17 protein-coding genes and 2 pseudogenes are annotated in these 17,433 nt (G+C 41.1%); 1 reads left to right on the top strand and 18 read right to left on the bottom strand.

Features of this window, described 5'->3' with window-relative positions; genetic code table 11:
- Positions 1 to 8: 8 nt before the first annotated feature.
- The 3 genes from ACFORE_RS01090 to gdhA all read right to left on the bottom strand — a co-directional run bounded on the left by ACFORE_RS01090 (position 9) and on the right by gdhA (position 2,437).
- On the bottom strand, positions 9 to 443 hold the full coding sequence (locus ACFORE_RS01090; protein WP_235280696.1) for a MarR family winged helix-turn-helix transcriptional regulator: 435 nt from the start codon (positions 441 to 443) through the stop codon (positions 9 to 11).
- Between the two features lie 144 nt (positions 444 to 587).
- Positions 588 to 998, bottom strand: coding sequence for a peptide deformylase (locus ACFORE_RS01085; RefSeq protein WP_293677825.1), 411 nt, complete (start codon positions 996 to 998; stop codon positions 588 to 590).
- Between the two features lie 89 nt (positions 999 to 1,087).
- On the bottom strand, positions 1,088 to 2,437 hold the full coding sequence (gdhA, locus tag ACFORE_RS01080; protein WP_294049939.1) for an NADP-specific glutamate dehydrogenase: 1,350 nt from the start codon (positions 2,435 to 2,437) through the stop codon (positions 1,088 to 1,090).
- 235 nt (positions 2,438 to 2,672) lie between these two features.
- Here gdhA and ACFORE_RS01075 point away from each other — a divergent pair, with 235 nt between their 5' ends.
- Positions 2,673 to 3,170: an HdeD family acid-resistance protein gene (locus ACFORE_RS01075; RefSeq protein ID WP_154454612.1), complete on the top strand. Its 498-nt coding sequence runs from the start codon at positions 2,673 to 2,675 to the stop codon at positions 3,168 to 3,170.
- Positions 3,171 to 3,218: 48 nt separating this feature from the next.
- Here the strand turns inward: ACFORE_RS01075 and queF are convergent.
- From queF to ACFORE_RS01000, 15 genes and pseudogenes are all read right to left on the bottom strand, one after another.
- A pseudogene (gene queF, locus ACFORE_RS01070) lies at positions 3,219 to 3,709 on the bottom strand (preQ(1) synthase).
- A gap of 12 nt (positions 3,710 to 3,721) precedes the next feature.
- Complete coding sequence (queE, locus tag ACFORE_RS01065) at positions 3,722 to 4,435, bottom strand: 7-carboxy-7-deazaguanine synthase QueE (protein ID WP_293677828.1); 714 nt, start codon at positions 4,433 to 4,435, stop codon at positions 3,722 to 3,724.
- The gene (gene queD / locus ACFORE_RS01060; RefSeq protein WP_154454610.1) at positions 4,401 to 4,874 is read right to left on the bottom strand and encodes a 6-carboxytetrahydropterin synthase QueD; all 474 of its coding nucleotides are present in this window, start codon (positions 4,872 to 4,874) and stop codon (positions 4,401 to 4,403) included. The genes queE and queD overlap by 35 nt, the downstream gene beginning before the upstream one ends.
- Positions 4,874 to 5,528 (bottom strand): annotated as a pseudogene (gene queC / locus ACFORE_RS01055) (7-cyano-7-deazaguanine synthase QueC). Before queC ends, queD begins: the two are co-directional and overlap by 1 nt.
- 184 nt (positions 5,529 to 5,712) lie before the next feature.
- Positions 5,713 to 7,482 (bottom strand): ABC transporter ATP-binding protein, encoded by a 1,770-nt coding sequence (locus ACFORE_RS01050; protein WP_235280697.1) that lies wholly within the window; start codon positions 7,480 to 7,482, stop codon positions 5,713 to 5,715.
- A 2-nt stretch (positions 7,483 to 7,484) separates the two neighbouring features.
- Positions 7,485 to 9,224 carry an ABC transporter ATP-binding protein gene (locus ACFORE_RS01045; RefSeq protein WP_154454605.1) on the bottom strand — a complete coding sequence of 580 codons (1,740 nt, stop codon included), beginning with the start codon at positions 9,222 to 9,224 and terminating at the stop codon, positions 7,485 to 7,487.
- A 64-nt stretch (positions 9,225 to 9,288) separates the two neighbouring features.
- Positions 9,289 to 11,160 carry an ABC-F family ATP-binding cassette domain-containing protein gene (locus ACFORE_RS01040; RefSeq protein WP_380434903.1) on the bottom strand — a complete coding sequence of 624 codons (1,872 nt, stop codon included), beginning with the start codon at positions 11,158 to 11,160 and terminating at the stop codon, positions 9,289 to 9,291.
- Entirely contained in the window at positions 11,157 to 12,362 is a 1,206-nt protein-coding gene (locus ACFORE_RS01035) for a CCA tRNA nucleotidyltransferase (protein WP_154454603.1), read from the bottom strand. Before ACFORE_RS01035 ends, ACFORE_RS01040 begins: the two co-directional genes overlap by 4 nt.
- Positions 12,359 to 13,126 carry a 4-hydroxy-tetrahydrodipicolinate reductase gene (gene dapB, locus ACFORE_RS01030; RefSeq protein ID WP_235280700.1) on the bottom strand — a complete coding sequence of 256 codons (768 nt, stop codon included), beginning with the start codon at positions 13,124 to 13,126 and terminating at the stop codon, positions 12,359 to 12,361. The genes ACFORE_RS01035 and dapB overlap by 4 nt, the downstream gene beginning before the upstream one ends.
- A gap of 28 nt (positions 13,127 to 13,154) precedes the next feature.
- Entirely contained in the window at positions 13,155 to 14,000 is an 846-nt protein-coding gene (locus ACFORE_RS01025) for a DegV family protein (protein ID WP_154454601.1), read from the bottom strand.
- The gene (locus ACFORE_RS01020) at positions 14,000 to 14,380 is read right to left on the bottom strand and encodes a DUF1149 family protein (protein ID WP_154454600.1); all 381 of its coding nucleotides are present in this window, start codon (positions 14,378 to 14,380) and stop codon (positions 14,000 to 14,002) included. Before ACFORE_RS01020 ends, ACFORE_RS01025 begins: the two co-directional genes overlap by 1 nt.
- Before the next feature lie 99 nt (positions 14,381 to 14,479).
- Positions 14,480 to 15,160 (bottom strand): TMEM175 family protein, encoded by a 681-nt coding sequence (locus ACFORE_RS01015; protein WP_264879522.1) that lies wholly within the window; start codon positions 15,158 to 15,160, stop codon positions 14,480 to 14,482.
- 70 nt (positions 15,161 to 15,230) lie between these two features.
- Positions 15,231 to 15,767, bottom strand: a complete 537-nt coding sequence (locus tag ACFORE_RS01010) for a GNAT family N-acetyltransferase (protein WP_154454598.1) — start codon at positions 15,765 to 15,767, stop codon at positions 15,231 to 15,233.
- A gap of 225 nt (positions 15,768 to 15,992) precedes the next feature.
- Complete coding sequence (locus ACFORE_RS01005) at positions 15,993 to 16,133, bottom strand: hypothetical protein (protein WP_168260630.1); 141 nt, start codon at positions 16,131 to 16,133, stop codon at positions 15,993 to 15,995.
- Positions 16,134 to 16,759: 626 nt separating this feature from the next.
- Entirely contained in the window at positions 16,760 to 17,425 is a 666-nt protein-coding gene (locus ACFORE_RS01000) for a glucosaminidase domain-containing protein (protein WP_154454597.1), read from the bottom strand.
- Between the last annotated feature and the right edge of the window lie 8 nt (positions 17,426 to 17,433).

The following is a 17,433-nucleotide window of genomic DNA, read 5'->3' as shown; positions in this document are numbered from 1 at the left end:
CTTACTCCTTATTTTTCTAAATTTTTTAAAGCTTGTTTAAAGACGCGAAAAGAGGTTCTCAAATCCTCTCGGCTAATCCCTTTTAACACTTGGTCATGCATTTCATCGTGAAATGCCTTGATAGCCTTCGCTTTTGATTCACCTAATTCTGTTAAAACAACTTGTTTGTAGCGCTTATCCACTTTTGATGGAATCACTTGGATAAAACCATTTTTTTCCATACGTTTAATCAAGTTACTCGTTACTGATTTGGAAATGTTTAACCGCTTTTCAATGTCTTTGATAAAGATTTCTTTTCCTTTATCCTCACAAAGATACATCACCGCAAATCCTTGTGGACCAGCTAGTTTTTCAATTCCGTACACCGCAGCAAGATGATTGACACGATTTTCCATCAAATTAATAAAATCCCTAAATTGTGAAAATGGATCTTTTGGGCGCATTGTCTCCTCACTTTCTAAGCATTTATAAGCACGATTTATTAACAAACAACATTATAGTTCTCATGGAAACCATTGTCAAGTGAAAACGTTGCTTTTTCACATTTTTTCAGAAAAAAAGAGCATGGCGCTCCACGCTCCTTCTTATTAGATGATAATCCCTTCCAAATGGTCAAGCTCATGCTGGCAAATTTGTGCTGGTAAACCTGTTAAGGCCAAGGTTTGACGTTGCCAGTACTTATCTAAGAAAGACACTTCGATGGTTTGGTAACGACGTGTCGGACGAGCCCCAGACAATGATAGGCAAGATTCTTTGGTATCAAATGGAATGGATTTGTTGAGCAAGACGGGATTGAACATCACCACATCTGCCACTCCCATATTCACAATAATCACACGCTTTATCACGCCAATCATATTGGCTGCCATGCCGATACACTGATCACGATTGGCTTCCAAGGTATCTTGCAAGTCCTGCGCTAAATACAAATCGTCTTTTGTAGCGTCTTCTGATTTTTGCGCCAAGAAAAAGGTGTCTTTTACAATCTCTTTAATCATGTTTTCTCCCATCGTTCTTTTATCCGATAGTATTATTATACCAAAAAAAGAGCCCACTAAGTGAGCTCTTTAGAGGTCGAATCGTCTGATTAAACGATACCTTGTGCTGACATGGCTTCAGCCACTTTAAGGAAACCAGCGATGTTGGCACCAACAACAAGGTCGCCTTCTGCACCAAATTCTTTGGCTGCTGCTGCTGCGTTTTCGTAGATGCCTTTCATGATGTCATAAAGTTTGGCATCAACTTCTTCAAATGACCATGCTGTGCGTTGGCTGTTTTGAGCCATTTCAAGCGCTGATACGGCTACACCACCAGCGTTAGCTGCTTTGGCAGGACCAAATGACACACCTGCTTTTTGGAAGACTTCGATAGCTTCAAGCGTTGATGGCATATTAGCCCCTTCTGTAACAGCGATAACGCCATTAGCAACAAGGGTTTTAGCGTCTTCTTCGTTAATTTCATTTTGTGTTGCACATGGGAAAGCAAGGTCAGCTTTGATTGACCAAATTGAACCTTCACCTGCTGGTGTGAAAGTAGCACTTGGACGAGCGTCAGCGTATTTAACGATACGAGCACGTTCGACTTCTTTCAATTGTTTCAAGAGAGCAACGTCAATACCTTCTGGGTCGTAAACGTAACCTGATGAATCTGAAACGGCAACGACTTTAGCACCAAGAGATTGCAGTTTTTCAGTCGCGTAAATAGCTACATTACCAGAACCTGAAACGATAGCCACTTTACCAGCGAAATCTTCGCCACGTGCTTTCAACATTTGTTCTGCAAAGTAAACAGCACCATAACCAGTCGCTTCTGTACGGGCAAGCGAACCGCCGTAAGTCAACCCTTTACCTGTTAGAACACCTGTGTATTCGTTGCGAAGGCGTTTGTATTGACCGTAAAGGTAACCAATTTCACGTCCACCAACACCGATATCACCCGCAGGGACATCTGTATCAGCCCCAATGTGTTTGCTCAATTCTGTCATGAAGCTTTGGCAGAAACGCATGATTTCATTGTCTGATTTTCCTTTAGGGTCAAAGTTTGAACCACCTTTACCACCACCAATTGGTTGGCCAGTCAATGAGTTTTTGAAGATTTGTTCAAAACCAAGGAATTTGATGATTGATTGGTTAACAGATGGGTGGAAACGAAGACCACCTTTGTATGGACCAATCGCTGATGAGAATTGCACGCGGTAACCACGGTTAACCTGAACATGACCTTTGTCATCTACCCAAGGCACACGGAATGAAATGATGCGTTCTGGTTCAACCAAACGTTCGAGAAGATTTTCGTCAATGTATTTTGGATATTTATCAAACACGGGAACAAGTGATTCAAACACTTCTCCAACGGCTTGCAAAAATTCTGGTTCATGAGCATTTTGTGCTTTGACTTTTTCAAAGACACTTGTTACATAGGCTTTACCTGTTGTCATATCTATTCCTCCGGAATTTAGATTATAATCAAACAAAATGACTATATGAATATTATAAAGTTTTCTGAAAATTATTGTCAAGTATTTACGTTCTTTTTTGCATTCTCTTTACAAAAGAGACTTTAAAATCACCGAAAATCCAAATGATTGGCAAATAGTTGATATTCTTTAGCAGCTTCCTTTTCCTTTTGCTAAAAATATGGTACTATAAGGGTAACGAACGAGGAGGTCTTTTATGAAACGTCTTTCATTATGGTCAGGTGTGATTGCCTTGCTGATTGGGATTTGGCTTTTTGTCCGTCCTTTTACGACAACTGCTATGATTGGTTGGATTATCGCTTTTTTGGTCTTTATGTCAGGGTTAACCAGCCTCATCATGTACACCAATAGCGTCGAACGACAATTTTGGTACTTGTTGCAAAGCATCTTATCCATTGTGTTTGGGATTATTTTATTATCAAGTTCTGCCTTTTCACTCTCAAATGTAGTGGTTACGGTTGCTGCTTATTGGATTTTAATTAGTGGATTCCTTCGCTTGGTCGGTGGGATTCAAATGCGAAAAGCTGGTTTTTACGATGCCAATCGTTTCCTAATCTCTGCGATTTTGGCTATCTTCCTTGGTATTTTCCTACTCTTTAACCCAACATTGTCTGCGATTTTCATCGGACGTTTGACTGGGCTTTTGCTCATGGCAGTCGGCGCGTCAGGCATTGCCTTTTCATTCCGTATCTAGCCCCAAATACTTAAAAAGAACCTGTTAGTAGGTTCTTTTTTTATGTTTTTAACGATTGTCAATGGTTTCAGGATACAGGTCGTGATTCATCAAGCGGTACTCTACCATTTTTTCATACTTAGTACCTGGTTTACCATAATTAAAGTAAGGGTCAATCGACAAGCCTCCACGTGGGGTGAATTTTCCCCAAACCTCAAGGTAGCGTGGTTCCAAGAGCGCAATCAAATCCTTACCAATGGTATTGATGCAATTTTCATGAAAATCCCCATGATTGCGGTAGCTAAATAGGTAGAGTTTCAGCGATTTTGATTCCACGCAACGTTGGTCAGGAATATAAGAAAAGTAAATGGTCGCAAAATCTGGCTGGCCAGTCATAGGGCACAGCGACGTGAATTCAGGGCAATTGAATTTGATAAAATAGTCGTTATCGACATGGCGGTTATCAAAAGCCTCCAAAATATTTGGGTCGTATTCGTAAATGTAGTCTGTTTTTTGATTGCCAAAAGGGTTAAATCTTTCATTTCATCTGTTTTTGTCATGTTAGCTCCTTTTTAAACGCCTCGTTGGTTGTCATATAATAAGGTGTGTAATTGGGGCAAGACGCATACGCTTTGCCAATCTGGGTCTTTGGCCACACTATCCCATAGTTGCTTTAAACGAACCAATTGGTGCTCCACAATATTGCCACTAGCGTTTGGCTCGGGATTGCCTGCTGATAAATACAAAACATCAGGCTGGTAACGTTTTTGAATGGCTTTGGCAAAAGCCAAATCGGCTTCATCAAAGACAGGAATTTTAAAGGTAACTTGGTCTTTGTCTAGTTGTGACACAATAAAATCTAAGGTGTCCAATTGGACAGTCATCTGACTTGAAGGTGGTTTTGGGCTCAGAGTTACTTGGTTAATATCTTTTAACCAATCTTGCCAGCGAGAACCTTGCGTTTCAACAGCTAAGGTCACTCCTCTGGCTTTTAATTTAGCCACCAATTCTGCCATATTGGCTGCCAGCAAGCAAGGATTACCACCTGACAAGGTCACATAATCATATTGCCCCAGTTGGTCCAATGCAGCAATGACTTCATCAGCCGTCATGCGTCTAGGTTTTTCGGAACCATCCCAAGTAAAGGCAGAATCACACCAAGCACAGTGGTAATCACATCCTCCTGTTCGCACAAACATGGTCTTTTGCCCAATTGCTCGCCCCTCTCCTTGAAAGGTGGGACCAAAAATCTCAAGAATGGGTAGTGTCAGCGGTCGTTTCGACATCCTTATCCCACTCCCTTCTAAATTCTGCAAAAGAGGTTGGCGTTTCATACAGACGCACAGATTCTAGTCTTATATCGCGTTCTGTCGGCAAATGGGTCTGAACTTGTTTGAAAATCCAGTACACCATGTTTTCTGCTGTTGTGTTCATGTAAGGCAAACTTTCGTTGAGGTAACGGTGGTCGAGATAGGGTTCCAAGTGCGTTTTGTAAATGGCTTTCAAATCCCCAAAATCCACCGCCATGCCACGATGGTCTAAAAAACCTGATACCGCTATTTGCAAGTGATAGGTATGTCCGTGTAGGGCTTTGCATTTCCCCTCATAGTCAAATAAATGATGGGCAGCATCAAAGGTAAATTCTTTAGATACGCAGACACGGCGAGGGCAATAAACCAAAGATTCACCCGTTGGGGTTTTTACTTCTGTTGGTATTTGAAACATTAAGCCTCACCTCTTCTAGCCAGATATTGCTCTAGGCCTGCTTGGCGAAGGTGGCAGGCTGGGCATTCCCCACAACCACTACCTTTGATACCGTTGTAGCAAGTCAAGGTATGGTCACGCACGTACTCAAATTTTCCTAGTTGGTCAGCCAATTCCCAGGTTTCTGATTTATCCAGCCACATCAAGGGTGTCTGAATAACAAAATCATAAGCCATAGCCAAATTCAAGGTCACGTTGAGGGATTTGACAAAGGAATCGCGACAATCAGGATAACCTGAAAAATCCGTTTCGCAAACACCTGTCACAATGTCAGTAATCCCAAGCCCTTTCGCAAGAACTGCAGCAAAAGATAAGAACAAATGATTTCTGCCATCCACAAATGTATTTGGCAGGTCATCCTCAGGATTTTCAATTGCAATGTCGCGTGTCAGCGCATTTTCTGTTAATTGTCCCAACAAAGACATATCCAACAAGTGGTGCTTGACCCCTTGTTCTTTGGCAATCTGCTTTGCGACTTCAATTTCTAAACTGTGTCGTTGACCATAATTAAAGGTTACTGCTTCAACGTGTTCGTAGTGTTTTAGTGCCCAAAATAAACAAGTGGTGGAGTCTTGTCCCCCCACTAAAAACAACAAGGGCTGATTGGCGTTTCATGTCCATTCTCCTCTATCTTTTCTAAGATATTTGGGTCAAAAAAAGCCCCTATGAAAAAGTCCATAGGAGCGCTAATATCAGTCATAGAGCTGGTTTTTTTTAGCGATGGCTTTTCCCAAACATCGTTATAATAACAGTATCTATGATAACATCTTTCAAGCAGATATTCAATGGGGATTGTCAATTAACTGCTCTTGCTAAATTGACTGTTGTACAAGTCATAGTAGAAACCTTTGGCGGCAAGTAGGCTTTCATGGTTTCCTTGTTCGATAATTTGACCGTTATTTAACACCAAAATCTTATCAGCCTCTTGAATCGTTGACAAACGGTGGGCAATGACAAAGCTAGTGCGTCCTTCCATCAAATTCGTCATGGCTTTTTGTATAAGCAATTCCAAGCGTGTATCAACTGATGAAGTCGCTTCGTCCAAGATAAGAATTTTAGGGTCAGCGAGCAAGGCACGCGCAATGGTCAACAATTGTTTTTGCCCCAAGGAAACGTTGGTTGATTCTTGGTTCATCTCCATGTTGTAGCCACCTGGCAAGGTCCGAATGAAATGGTCAACGTTGGCAGCCTTGGCAGCCGCAACAATTTCCTCATCCGTCGCCTCTAAATTACCAAAGCGAAGGTTTTCCTTAATGCTAGCCTCGTAGAGCCAAGCGTCTTGCAAAACCATTCCAAATTGTTTGCGGTATTCTTGACGAGAGAGATTACGAATATCATGCCCGTCGATTTTGATAGAACCACCAGTCACATCGTAAAAACGCATCAAAAGGTTAATCAAGGTCGTCTTACCAGCACCTGTCGGACCAACGATGGCAACCATTTCACCTGGTTTGACCTCCAGATTAAAGTTTTGAATCAAAGGCTTGTCTGCAACATATTGGAAAGACACATTTTCAAAGCTGACTTGTCCTGTCAAATCATGTGTCAAATGTTCTGTGACTTGTGACACTTCATCAGGTTCATCCAACACTTCAAAGATACGGTCTAAAGATGATTTGGCACTTTGAAGAACGCTGGCTAGCTGAGTGATGGTTTGGACGGGTTGGCTAACTTGCCAAACGTATTGCACAAAGGCCTGCATATTACCAATTGTCAAAGTTCCTGAAAGCACTTGAAGGGCACCAATTGCTGCGATAATCAAGTAAGCCATATCTGAAATGGCACTAAGCACAGGCATCATTATCCCTGAAATAAAGCTGGCTTTAAAGCCGACTTCTTGCAAGTTTTGCGTAATCTCACGGAATTCCTCACTTGAAATTTCTTCACGTCCGTACAACTTCAAGACATTAAAACCTGTTAGATTTTCTTGAACAAAACCATTCATATCACCAAGAGCATCGGCTTGTTTCTTGAAATAAGGTTGCGATTTTTTCAAGATGAACTGAGCACTGACATAAGTGATTGGAATCATGACAATCACAATCATCGCCAATTGCCAGTTGAGGTAGAGCACCATAGCAATAACCAAAATAATGGTTAAAAAGGCATTGATAATCTGCAAGAAACTTTGTTGAAGGGCATTTGAAACGGTTTCGATATCCGATGTGAAACGCCCCAAGACATTCCCAAATTGTTGATTATCAAAGTAAGAAACGGGGATTTTATTAATTTTTTCACTCAAATCATGACGCAAATCACGGATACTATTTTGCACCGCATTGGTCATAAAGTAGTTTGACCCATAACTGCCCAATTCGTAAAGCAAGCCGCGCAGGAAGTAGAGCACCAAAATCACGCCAATGTAGGTGGTATTGATGTGCGCACCTGGAATCCCTTTTGCCATATCGATGAGGTTAGCTGTCAATTCGGTGATAGCCAAACCGAGAACAAAAGGTTCTAGCACGCTCATCACACTACTGAGCACTTTTAGGAAGATGGCAAAAAAGAGCGCTCCTTTATAATGCCTAAGGTAATCCCACAAGCGTAGAAAAGCATTACGTTGTTTCATCCTTATTCTCCTCCCATTTCATCCATATTTTTCAGTTGGGAATTGGTAATTTCACGATAAATGTCATTGGTTTTCATCAATTCATCGTGTGTACCACGTCCAACAATTTCACCATTATCCAAGACAATGATGTGGTCTGCGTCCATGATGGTTCCGATACGTTGTGCCACAATCAAAACTGTCGCATCTTGCGTGACTTCTTTCAAGCGTGCACGTAATTGCGCATCGGTTTTATAGTCCAAAGCAGAGAAAGAGTCGTCAAAGATGTAAATATCTGGTTTTTTGACCACCGCACGCGCAATAGACAAACGTTGTTTTTGACCACCTGACAAGTTGCTTCCGCCTTCTGCAAGGTGGGTTTGGTAACGCTCGTCCTTGCTTTCGATGAAGTCTTTCGCCTGAGCCACTTCCGCCGCTTCTTGCAATTCAAAAGTGCTGGCATCCACTTTCCCATATTTAAGGTTTTCCTCGATCGTTCCTGTAAAGAGCAGCGCTTTTTGTGGAATGAAGCCGATTTTTTGACGCAAGGCCTTGAGCTGGTAATCGCGAACGTCCACGCCATCCACCAAAATACGGCCCAAAGACACGTCATAAAAACGTGGAATCAAATTAACCAAGGATGATTTTCCAGAACCTGTCGAACCAATAAAGGCAACCGTTTCACCTGGCTTGGCTTTAAAGGAAATGTCTTTTAGTACTGGGCTTTCGGTTTCTCCAGGATAAGCAAAAGTGACCTTGTCAAATTCTAAATAACCTCTCTTATCAGTTGTTGTCACGCCATTTTCATTTGGATTGATCGAAATAGGCATATCCATCACTTCTGTGATCCGTTCGCTAGAAACCACGACTTTGGGATACATGGTAAAAAGATTAGCAAACATCAAGAAAGAGAACAAGGCATGGAAACTGTACTCGATAAAGGCAACCAAATCACCAATTTGTAGATTTCCTTTACCAAGCGGATTAAGGGCAAACCACACAATAGCCACAATCATAGCAACAATAATTTGCACAAATAAAGGTTCTGTCAAACCTGTGAGCTTGAACAAGCGACTTGAAATATCCTTGTATTCTTCGTTTTTTTGGTCAAAACGTTCTTCTTGGAATTCTTCACGAGCAAAGGCGCGGATAACACGCAAGCCTGTGAGGTTTTCACGAACATACTGGTTGATTTTATCCAGCGTTGCTTGTTGTTTTTCAGATAATGGTCGTGTCTTAACAGCAACGTAATAGACAACCAAAATCAAAAGGGGAATAGCAACAGCGACAATCCAAGCCAAAGATGGGCTGGTGATTAAAATCATGGCCACACTGAAAATCATCATCAAAGGTGTCACCACCCCGATACGCAACGATTGTTCAGCAAACTGCATCAAAATAAAGGCGTCACTGGTAATCCGAGTCACCAGCGAAGACACCCCAATTTGCTCGTACTCATAATGCGAATATTCTTGCAATTTGTCATACATATCATTACGCATATCTTTAATCATGTTTGTCGTGATTTTCCCAGCCGCATAAGCTAAGGTAATTCTACCAATCACCCCAATAACAACAATCGCAAACATAATCATTGCCCAAAAGTAAACTTGCTGTCGGTCGTTTGCCGTTATCCCTTGGTCAATCATACGCGCCAAGGCTGTTGGCAAACCAAGGTTAACCAAGACAAATGCCAAGGCACCAAAGACGTCCAAAACAAGCCATTTGGGATATTTTTTCAAATAAGTCCAGATGAGTTTCATAGCTCTTATCCTTCCTCTTTTATTTTTCCTTCAACAGCACTCTAGCAAGCAAACGTATGAACGTTTACTCGGCTAAGTCACTTAAATACTCATAACGTTCGTATTTTTCCAGCAAGGTTTCATTGGCAGCATCTAGCGAGCGTTGCAGTTCTGCTAATTTGCCATAATCGCTGGCATTTTCTTGCATTTGAGTTTCGATGGTTTCGATGTCTTCTTCTAATTTGGCAATCTCATCTTCGATGGTTTCCCATTCTTGTTTTTCAAAGTAAGACATGCGTTTTTTCTTCGTTTTTTCTTTTTCTGCTTTGGGTGCAGCTGCCTTCTTAGCTTGCTCAGTCGCTGCATTTTCTTCAAAAGCCTCTTCGTCCAAATAATCGGTGTAATTACCGAAAAAGGCACGCACTTGACCATTTTCAAAAGCGAGAATTTTATTGGCTACTTTGTCAAGGAAGTAGCGATCGTGGCTCACTGTGATAACAGGTCCCGAAAATGTTTGTAAGAAATTTTCAAGAATAGTCAAAGTTGCAATATCAAGATCATTAGTCGGTTCGTCAAGTAACAAGACATTAGGCTTTTCAATCAAAATCTTAAGCAGATACAAGCGCTTCTTTTCACCACCTGATAATTTTGAAATCAAGGTTCCGTGTGTTGAGCGAGGGAATAAAAATTGCTCCAGCAATTCCGTGATGCTCGTTGTCCCAACGCTCGTTTTCACCTCATCTGCTACTTCTTGCAGGTAGTTAATCACGCGTTTATTCTCATCTATGTCTTTTATCAATTGCGAGAAATAACCAATTCGGACGGTTTCCCCAATGTCCAGTTGACCGCTAGTTGGCTGCAAATCACCATTGATAAGGTTGAGTAAGGTTGACTTTCCGACACCATTGTCACCCACAATCCCAATACGGTCCTTGTTTTGCACCAACAAATTAAAGTCCTGCAAAATTGGTTTATTGGGGTAAGCAAATGAAACATCCTTAAATTCGATAACCTTTTTACCAATACGGCCGGTTTCAAAATGAATTTCCATTTCGCTGGACTGCTTAGTACCTGATAAATCAGCTTTTAAGTCATTAAAACGATTGATACGGGCTTGTTGCTTGGTTGCACGTGCTTGCGGCTGAGTCCGCATCCAGGCTAATTCTTGCTTGTAAAGTTGTTTTTTCTTATGCAAGGTTGCTGCATCACGCTCATCTTGCTCCGCACGCAAGCGCACATAATCTTGGTAATTTCCCTGATATTCCGTCAATTGACTATCAGCCAACTCAAGAATACGCGTTGCCACATTATCCAAGAAATAGCGGTCGTGGGTGATAAAGAGCACGGTTTTCTTGCTGTTCTTCAGAAATTGCGTCAACCAAGCAATGGTATCAATATCCAAGTGGTTGGTTGGTTCGTCCAATAACAATAAGTCCGCATCATTCAAGAGGACCTGAGCCAATTGCACACGGCGACGGAGCCCACCAGACAAATCACCGACTTTTTGCGACAAATCATGCAAGCCTAACTTGGTCAAGACCGTTTTGACTTCGCTTTCAATGGTCCAAGCATCAAGAGAATCCATTTCTGCCATGACTTTTTCTAGCTGAGCTTGGTTGGATTCGTTATAGTCTGCCATCAATTGCTCATAGGTTTTAATCAAAGCCATTTCCCGCAAATCAGATGATAACACCGTGTCCAAAATCGTTTTGTTATCATCAAAATCAGGTTCTTGGGTCAAATAAGCGATTTTATAACCATTTTTAGCTGAAAATGGAGAAACATCTCCATCAAAACCAAGTCGACCTGAAATCACATCCAGCAGCGTCGTTTTACCTGTTCCATTGACCCCAATAATCCCAATACGGTCATAATCGTGCATGATAAAGGAAATATCACGAAAAACCGTCTTGTCACCGACTGATTTTGTTAAATGTTCTACAATAAAGTCACTCATTTACTCGCCTCTCTAATCCATTCCAGAATCGCTGCTTTATCGTTGGCCAACTCGCCTAGTACAATCGCGTCCTCAACCTGTTTCAAGGTACGTCCTAGGTCTGGTCCTGGTTTATAAGCCATTTCTTTGATTAAAATGCTACCATTAACCACAATTTCATGCTTGTCATGAATAGTCAATGCCTCGTCCAAACGCTCGATGCGCTCAATATCAACTGGCAAGCCAAACCCAATTCGTAAATCCTCAGCCTGCTCAATCAAATCTTTTCCATAACGATAAACCTGTTTTTTATCCAGAGAAGATTGCAAACGCGCACGGTAAATAGTCACAATGGTTTCAACATCTTTCTGAAACTGCGTTGACGTTTTCCAAGATCTCAAGAAAGCACGACTATCGGTAATGTCTAGGGACAATAGCAGAGCTGCCCAAGCTTGCTCAGAGCTTTTGAAATGATAGTCCTCAGCCAAATGATCCAACAAGCCTTGTAGATTTTCATGTGCTTCTTCCAAATGTGGCAAGTATTTTTGGGCCTGACTGGCCAACATAGCTGTAATCCCTTTTCGCCAAAACGGTGCCAACAAAAGCTTATCAAATTCAATAAAAGAGCGCTCTACTGAAATTTTTTCAAGCAAAGGTGCATGAGAGGCCATAGCAGCAAAGGTATTTGCTTCAATGTTAAAATCAAGGCTGGCTGCAAAACGAAAACCACGCATGATGCGCAAAGCATCTTCGTTAAAACGTTCAGCAGGGTTTCCTACTGCTCGCAAAAGCTTGGCTTTCAAGTCAGCCAGACCATCAAATTTATCAATCACATTTCCTTCGTCGTTCAAGGCAAAGGCATTTACTGTAAAATCACGGCGTTTCAAATCTTCTTCCAAGGAACGCACAAAGGAAACGCTGCTCGGTCTGCGGTAATCCACATAGACATCTTCTGTTCGGAAGGTGGTGATTTCATATTCACCACTATCTTCTAATACCAAGACCGTCCCATGCTCAATCCCGATATCAATCGTCCTAGCAAAGATGGTCTTGGTTTCCTCAGGATAAGCACTAGTAGCAATATCCACGTCATGAATAGGACGATTGAGGAGGGCATCACGCACACTTCCTCCAACAAAATAGGCCTCATAACCAGCTTCACGAATTTTCTTTAAGATAGGTAAAGCCTCCTGAAATTCAGAAGGCAAATTATTTAATTTCATAATAATTTTTCCAAACCATAAACGAGTTTATCTCGTTTTACAACTGCTCTTACTCCAATATTAACACCACTCATGAAGGATTTGCGGTCGTACGAATCATGACGCAAGGTCAATCCTTCGCCCTGAGCCCCAAAAATCACTTCTTGATGCGCCACCAAACCAGGTAGACGCACACTGTGAATGCGGAAGCCATCAAATTCAGCACCACGCGCACCCTTAAGGCTTTCCACCTCATCAGCTGCCCCTTGTTGCTTAGGCTGGCGAACTTCACGAATCAATTCTGCCGTTTTAATGGCTGTTCCAGACGGTGCATCCTTTTTATTGTCATGGTGCAACTCAATAATTTCAAGATCAGGGAAGTATTTGGCTGCTTTAGCCGCGAATTCCATCAGCAAAATAGCTCCAATGGCAAAATTAGGCGCAATCAAACCACCGATTTTTTTGTCTTCAGACAGGGCAATCAATTCTACGATTTCATCTTCTGTAAATCCAGTTGTCCCAACCACAGGAGCAAACCCATGTTCTAAAGCAAAGCGGGTATTGTCATAAGCCACGGCTGGTGTGGTAAAGTCAATCCAAACATCCGCATCAAAGCCAATAAGCTGTGATTTATCTGTAAAAACAGGCACCCCATCTACCTCAGTGTCCTTCGCAAATGGGTCTAACAAGGCTGACAAGATAAGGTCTTCATCTTCTTTGACCATATTCACAGCCGCAGAACCCATTCTCCCTCTGAAACCTGCAACAATAACTTTAATCTCCAAAATAGTCCTCCCCTAACATTAAAACGTTTTAAACAATTGGCGTGAAACCAAAGGCAACAGCACCTTCACCTAAGTGAGTCGCAATAACAGCATCAAAACCAACAATTTCAAGTTGGTGGCCGAAATGATTGTCACACAAGGTTTGGTAGAAATGTTGCGCTTTTTCTTCAGCACGCGTATGGATAATAAAGACTTCGTACTGACCATTTGCTGTCTTTTCTGTCAAGACTTCTACAAGACGCTTGATGGCTTTTTTCTCTGTTCTCACCTTTTCAAACACTTCGATAGTGCCGTCGTTAAAGTAGAGAATTGGCTTAATGCTCAACAAATTACCAATCAAAGCCGAACCATTTGACAAACGTCCGCCCTTTACCAAGTGATTCAAATCATCAACCATGATAAAAGCACCTGTTCCATCAATTTGTTGCTGCAATTTCTCTAAAATAGCCTCAAAAGCAAGTTCTTCCTCTCCCCATTTTAAAAGGTTCTTCACCATGCAGCCAAGCGGTGCTGACGTAATCTTACTGTCTGGAAAGGCAATCGTCAGTTCTGGGTGGTCTTCAATAAAAAATTGAATGTTTTGCCAAAAGCCTGAGATACCAGAAGATAAGAACAAGCCAATCACGTGTGTATAACCGTCTGAAACCAGCTGCGTTAAAATCTCATCCAATTTGGCTAAACTTGGCTGACTTGTGTGTGGCAGCGTTGGAGAATGGGCCATGCGATGGTAAAACTCATCTAAGCTCAAGTTTTTCCCTTCCACATAGGTTTCCCCTTCAAACGTAATAGGAATATCTAAGATAAAAAGATTTTCTTTTTGCTTGATATCATCCGACAAGACAGCGGTTGTATCAGTAATAACTGCTAATTTCATTAATTTCTAAACTCCAATTTCACTCCAGGACGGTCTAAAGCAATCTCAGTGACTTCGTAGGTTAAGCGTTGAACCATGTCTAATAATGGCGCTGCTAACGTTTCAACTTCTCCTCTTTCAAATTCACTTGGCTCGTTCACAATACGGTTTTTGATGTGAATCATTTGTGAAACTACGCCACTAATGACAAATTCTTCCTTCACAACCATAAATTGCAAGACAGCCACAATAGATGTCTGGTTATTTTCGGTATCTTTATTAACTAATTGAAAAGTAACCTCAAAGTTTGTCTTTGGGGTACCATTTTTTTCTTCCCATTTTAAATTTCTAGCATCATAATGATATTGGTTAACGAATTCTTTTTCCCGTACTAATTCCATGATAGTCTCCTCATTGCATATCATTTTCATTATAGCATATCTTGAGCAGTTTTAAAAGAGAGGAAAGCACGAACCTTCTTGTCCGTGCCTTGCTCTCTTTTAATTGCTACTGCTTGCCGAATGGTTCTTGTCAGCTGACATCCGTTGTTTCAAGATTTCTTGGAAACTTTGCCCTTCTTGGTAAGCTGTTTCCATGGCACGCCCATGCCTGAAATTACTGATAAATTCCAAAAGTGGCATGAGAATGTAAATGTAAACCCCGATTGTGTTGAAACAAAGGGAAATAGCCAGCAGAACAATATCTGCCACTAGGCTACCAATTGCTCTACGATTAAGCCAATCGTTGAACATTTGAATGGCCTCTTCATCCTTATCAGGTAAATTTTTCACGGCCTTCATGGCTAATTCGTAGGTCATGCAATTGACCAAAACGCTAGTCAGCAGATTAATGCCCCCAAAAAAGAGAATGCCAACCCATCGGACGTCAAATTCAACCAACATTTTAGTGGCTAATGGGAAAAGGGCCAAAATAGCGTGGGCAATAACGTCCATCAAAAATGTCCGAAAAGTCGTCTTGTCCGTTGCTCGCATGGCTTGAAAACGGCGGTACCAAAAATTAATGATGATAATAAAACTCAGCAAAAACAAGGCAACTTGCTCAAACAAATGCGGCAAGCCCTTCATGCTGGATGGAATGGAAATTTCCAATACTAAAATAGTCATCACAATCGCGATAATAGCATCGCTTAAGGTATCAAAACGGTCTTTTAATAATTTCATTGTCTTTTTCCTCTTTGTTACCTATTCTAACACAAAAAAGAAAAGGATGGTAGGTGAAACAAAAATTCCTCTACTCTCGTGAGTTTCCCAAATATTTTTCTAGCAACACTAACTGAACTTCCGAAATACCATTGAAATCCGTTGAAACAATCCCGATTTCTGTGTAGCCATGCTTTTTATACATGGCCTGAGCGACTTCATTTTTGGCATTCGTGTCGAGTCTAAGTTCAATGCAACCTTGCTCCAACGCATAGTTTTCATAAAACTCAAGAAAGGCTTTGCCATAGCCCTTCCCTGCACTTACAGGTGAAATAACTAGGGTGTGCAGGACACAGACTTGCTCATCAGAAACCCTATGCTTCCAGTTTCCTTGATTATAAATGTCCACTTGTAGCTTGTTTATGATGGCCGTTCCATATAGTGTGCCATTTTCTTCAAGCACAAATAAATCCTCTCGTTTTAATGCTGCTTCTGCCGTAGCACGAACAGGATAAATCCCTCTGACCCAGCCAATGTCTTGTTTATTTTCTTCTTCAGCCGTGTGAATGGCATCGTATAACTTTTCCACAGCATCGATATCATTTTCAGTCGCTTTTCTAATCTTCATCCTAACACCATCCCTTTCCATTACATGCTTCAAACGTAAGTCCATATCACTTATTATAACATGACTTTTCGCACATAAAAAATACCCTCGCAATCAAGGGAAAACTGTTAAAACTTTTTAGATTTTCTTGGATAAGTTCTTGCAATTCAAGCAAATCTTCTTTTGTGGCATTACTACGAATAAAACCACGAGCCGTTGACCGCTTAGTCATGTCATCTCTGCGTTCTAATCATAAGACATAACAAAGTAGGCCAATAAGATTGTGATGATTAAATCAATCGTGCTTAACACGTCAAAACCTTGCAAAACTGATAACATAGCATGCAAGACTAACAAAATAACGACTAGTGTTTTAAATCTTTTCATTGTTTTTTTATCCCTAACTTGATATACTAGAACCAAAGCCAAGTCGTGAAGCACTTTCCCCACGCTTAGCGTTAAATTATTTGTTTAAGAAGATTTTGACAAGACTGATGATCTCTTTTAGAATCTCGAGTTTTATCAGTAAAATTGCTAAATCTACTTTTTTGTTTCCTTTTTTCTAAGTGTTTATTAACTCATTTTTCTTAAAATAGTTGTGCCACTATAAGAATCACTGTCAAAACAACATCTACAATCAATAAACCTTTGATTAAGTTGTTCAATTTCATTTGCATTATTACCATTTTTAGCTTAAAATAACAAGACAAGTGAGTGAGGTTTCTCACCTCACCTGTCATGTTTCTAGAAGCATTTAAGCAACTCGATTATCTTGTATAGGATATCCAACACTAATAAGATTATTCCTAACTTAAGATTTAATCGTTCTAGCTTTTTCGTTTCTTTTTGTTGCCTGCGTTAGCACCAACAAACGACAGCTAATATTGAATTCCTTTCATTGCCATTTCATCACAGACTTGGCATTTTTATTTTTCAAAAAAATTGACAAGAGCGATGATTTCTTTGAGTATCTCAAGTTTTTAGCGTCTTGTCAATCTTTTTTTGGTTATAAGCTAATTGGTATCGTAGTCAGTGAGGTGGTATTCTTCGATGATTTGATTGAGCTTTTCCCCGTAGGAAGTGTCGGTAGCATAGACACCTGTTAAAGCTGCCGTGGCATCTTGGTAAGAATTGGTATTGGATTTTCGGACGCCTGCATAGATATTTTTTTGAAGAAATTGGGCATAATCTTCCAAAGATTCCATGGGATTATCATAAGAGCGAAAGGCGGCATCAATGGTGTAGGCATTGCCATTGCCGTCATCTTCCCAAGTTTGCATGGTAACGGACTTGCCATTGTAATCGCCCTTGATACCAAAAAAGTTGTAATTTGGGGCTTGACTGAGGGCGGATTGCCCACTATTAGACTCTAAAATGGCCTGCGCAATCATCACAGAAGCATACAAATCATTTTGAGCCGCAATGTAGCGAGCATCTTCACCAATGGTTTGAATGAAAGTCTGGGTGTCTTGGCTGGGTGTTTCTAAGTTCGCCGTATCCGCAATGGCTATGCGATGCAGTTCTTGATAATACCGCTGTCCAAAAAAGACCGCACTAAATAGAGCTGCCAAAGCAATGGCCGTTTTTAGCAAACCCTTTGGCATTTTTGATGAGCGACGTTTGCGACGTCGTTTTTTTCTGCGCTTTTGGCTTGGGTATTTTCTCGCTTTTTTTGCCATGACTCTCC

This window comes from Streptococcus alactolyticus, assembly GCF_042649785.1.
GTDB lineage: Bacteria > Bacillota > Bacilli > Lactobacillales > Streptococcaceae > Streptococcus > Streptococcus alactolyticus.
This window is presented reverse-complemented; position numbering and strand designations above follow the sequence as displayed.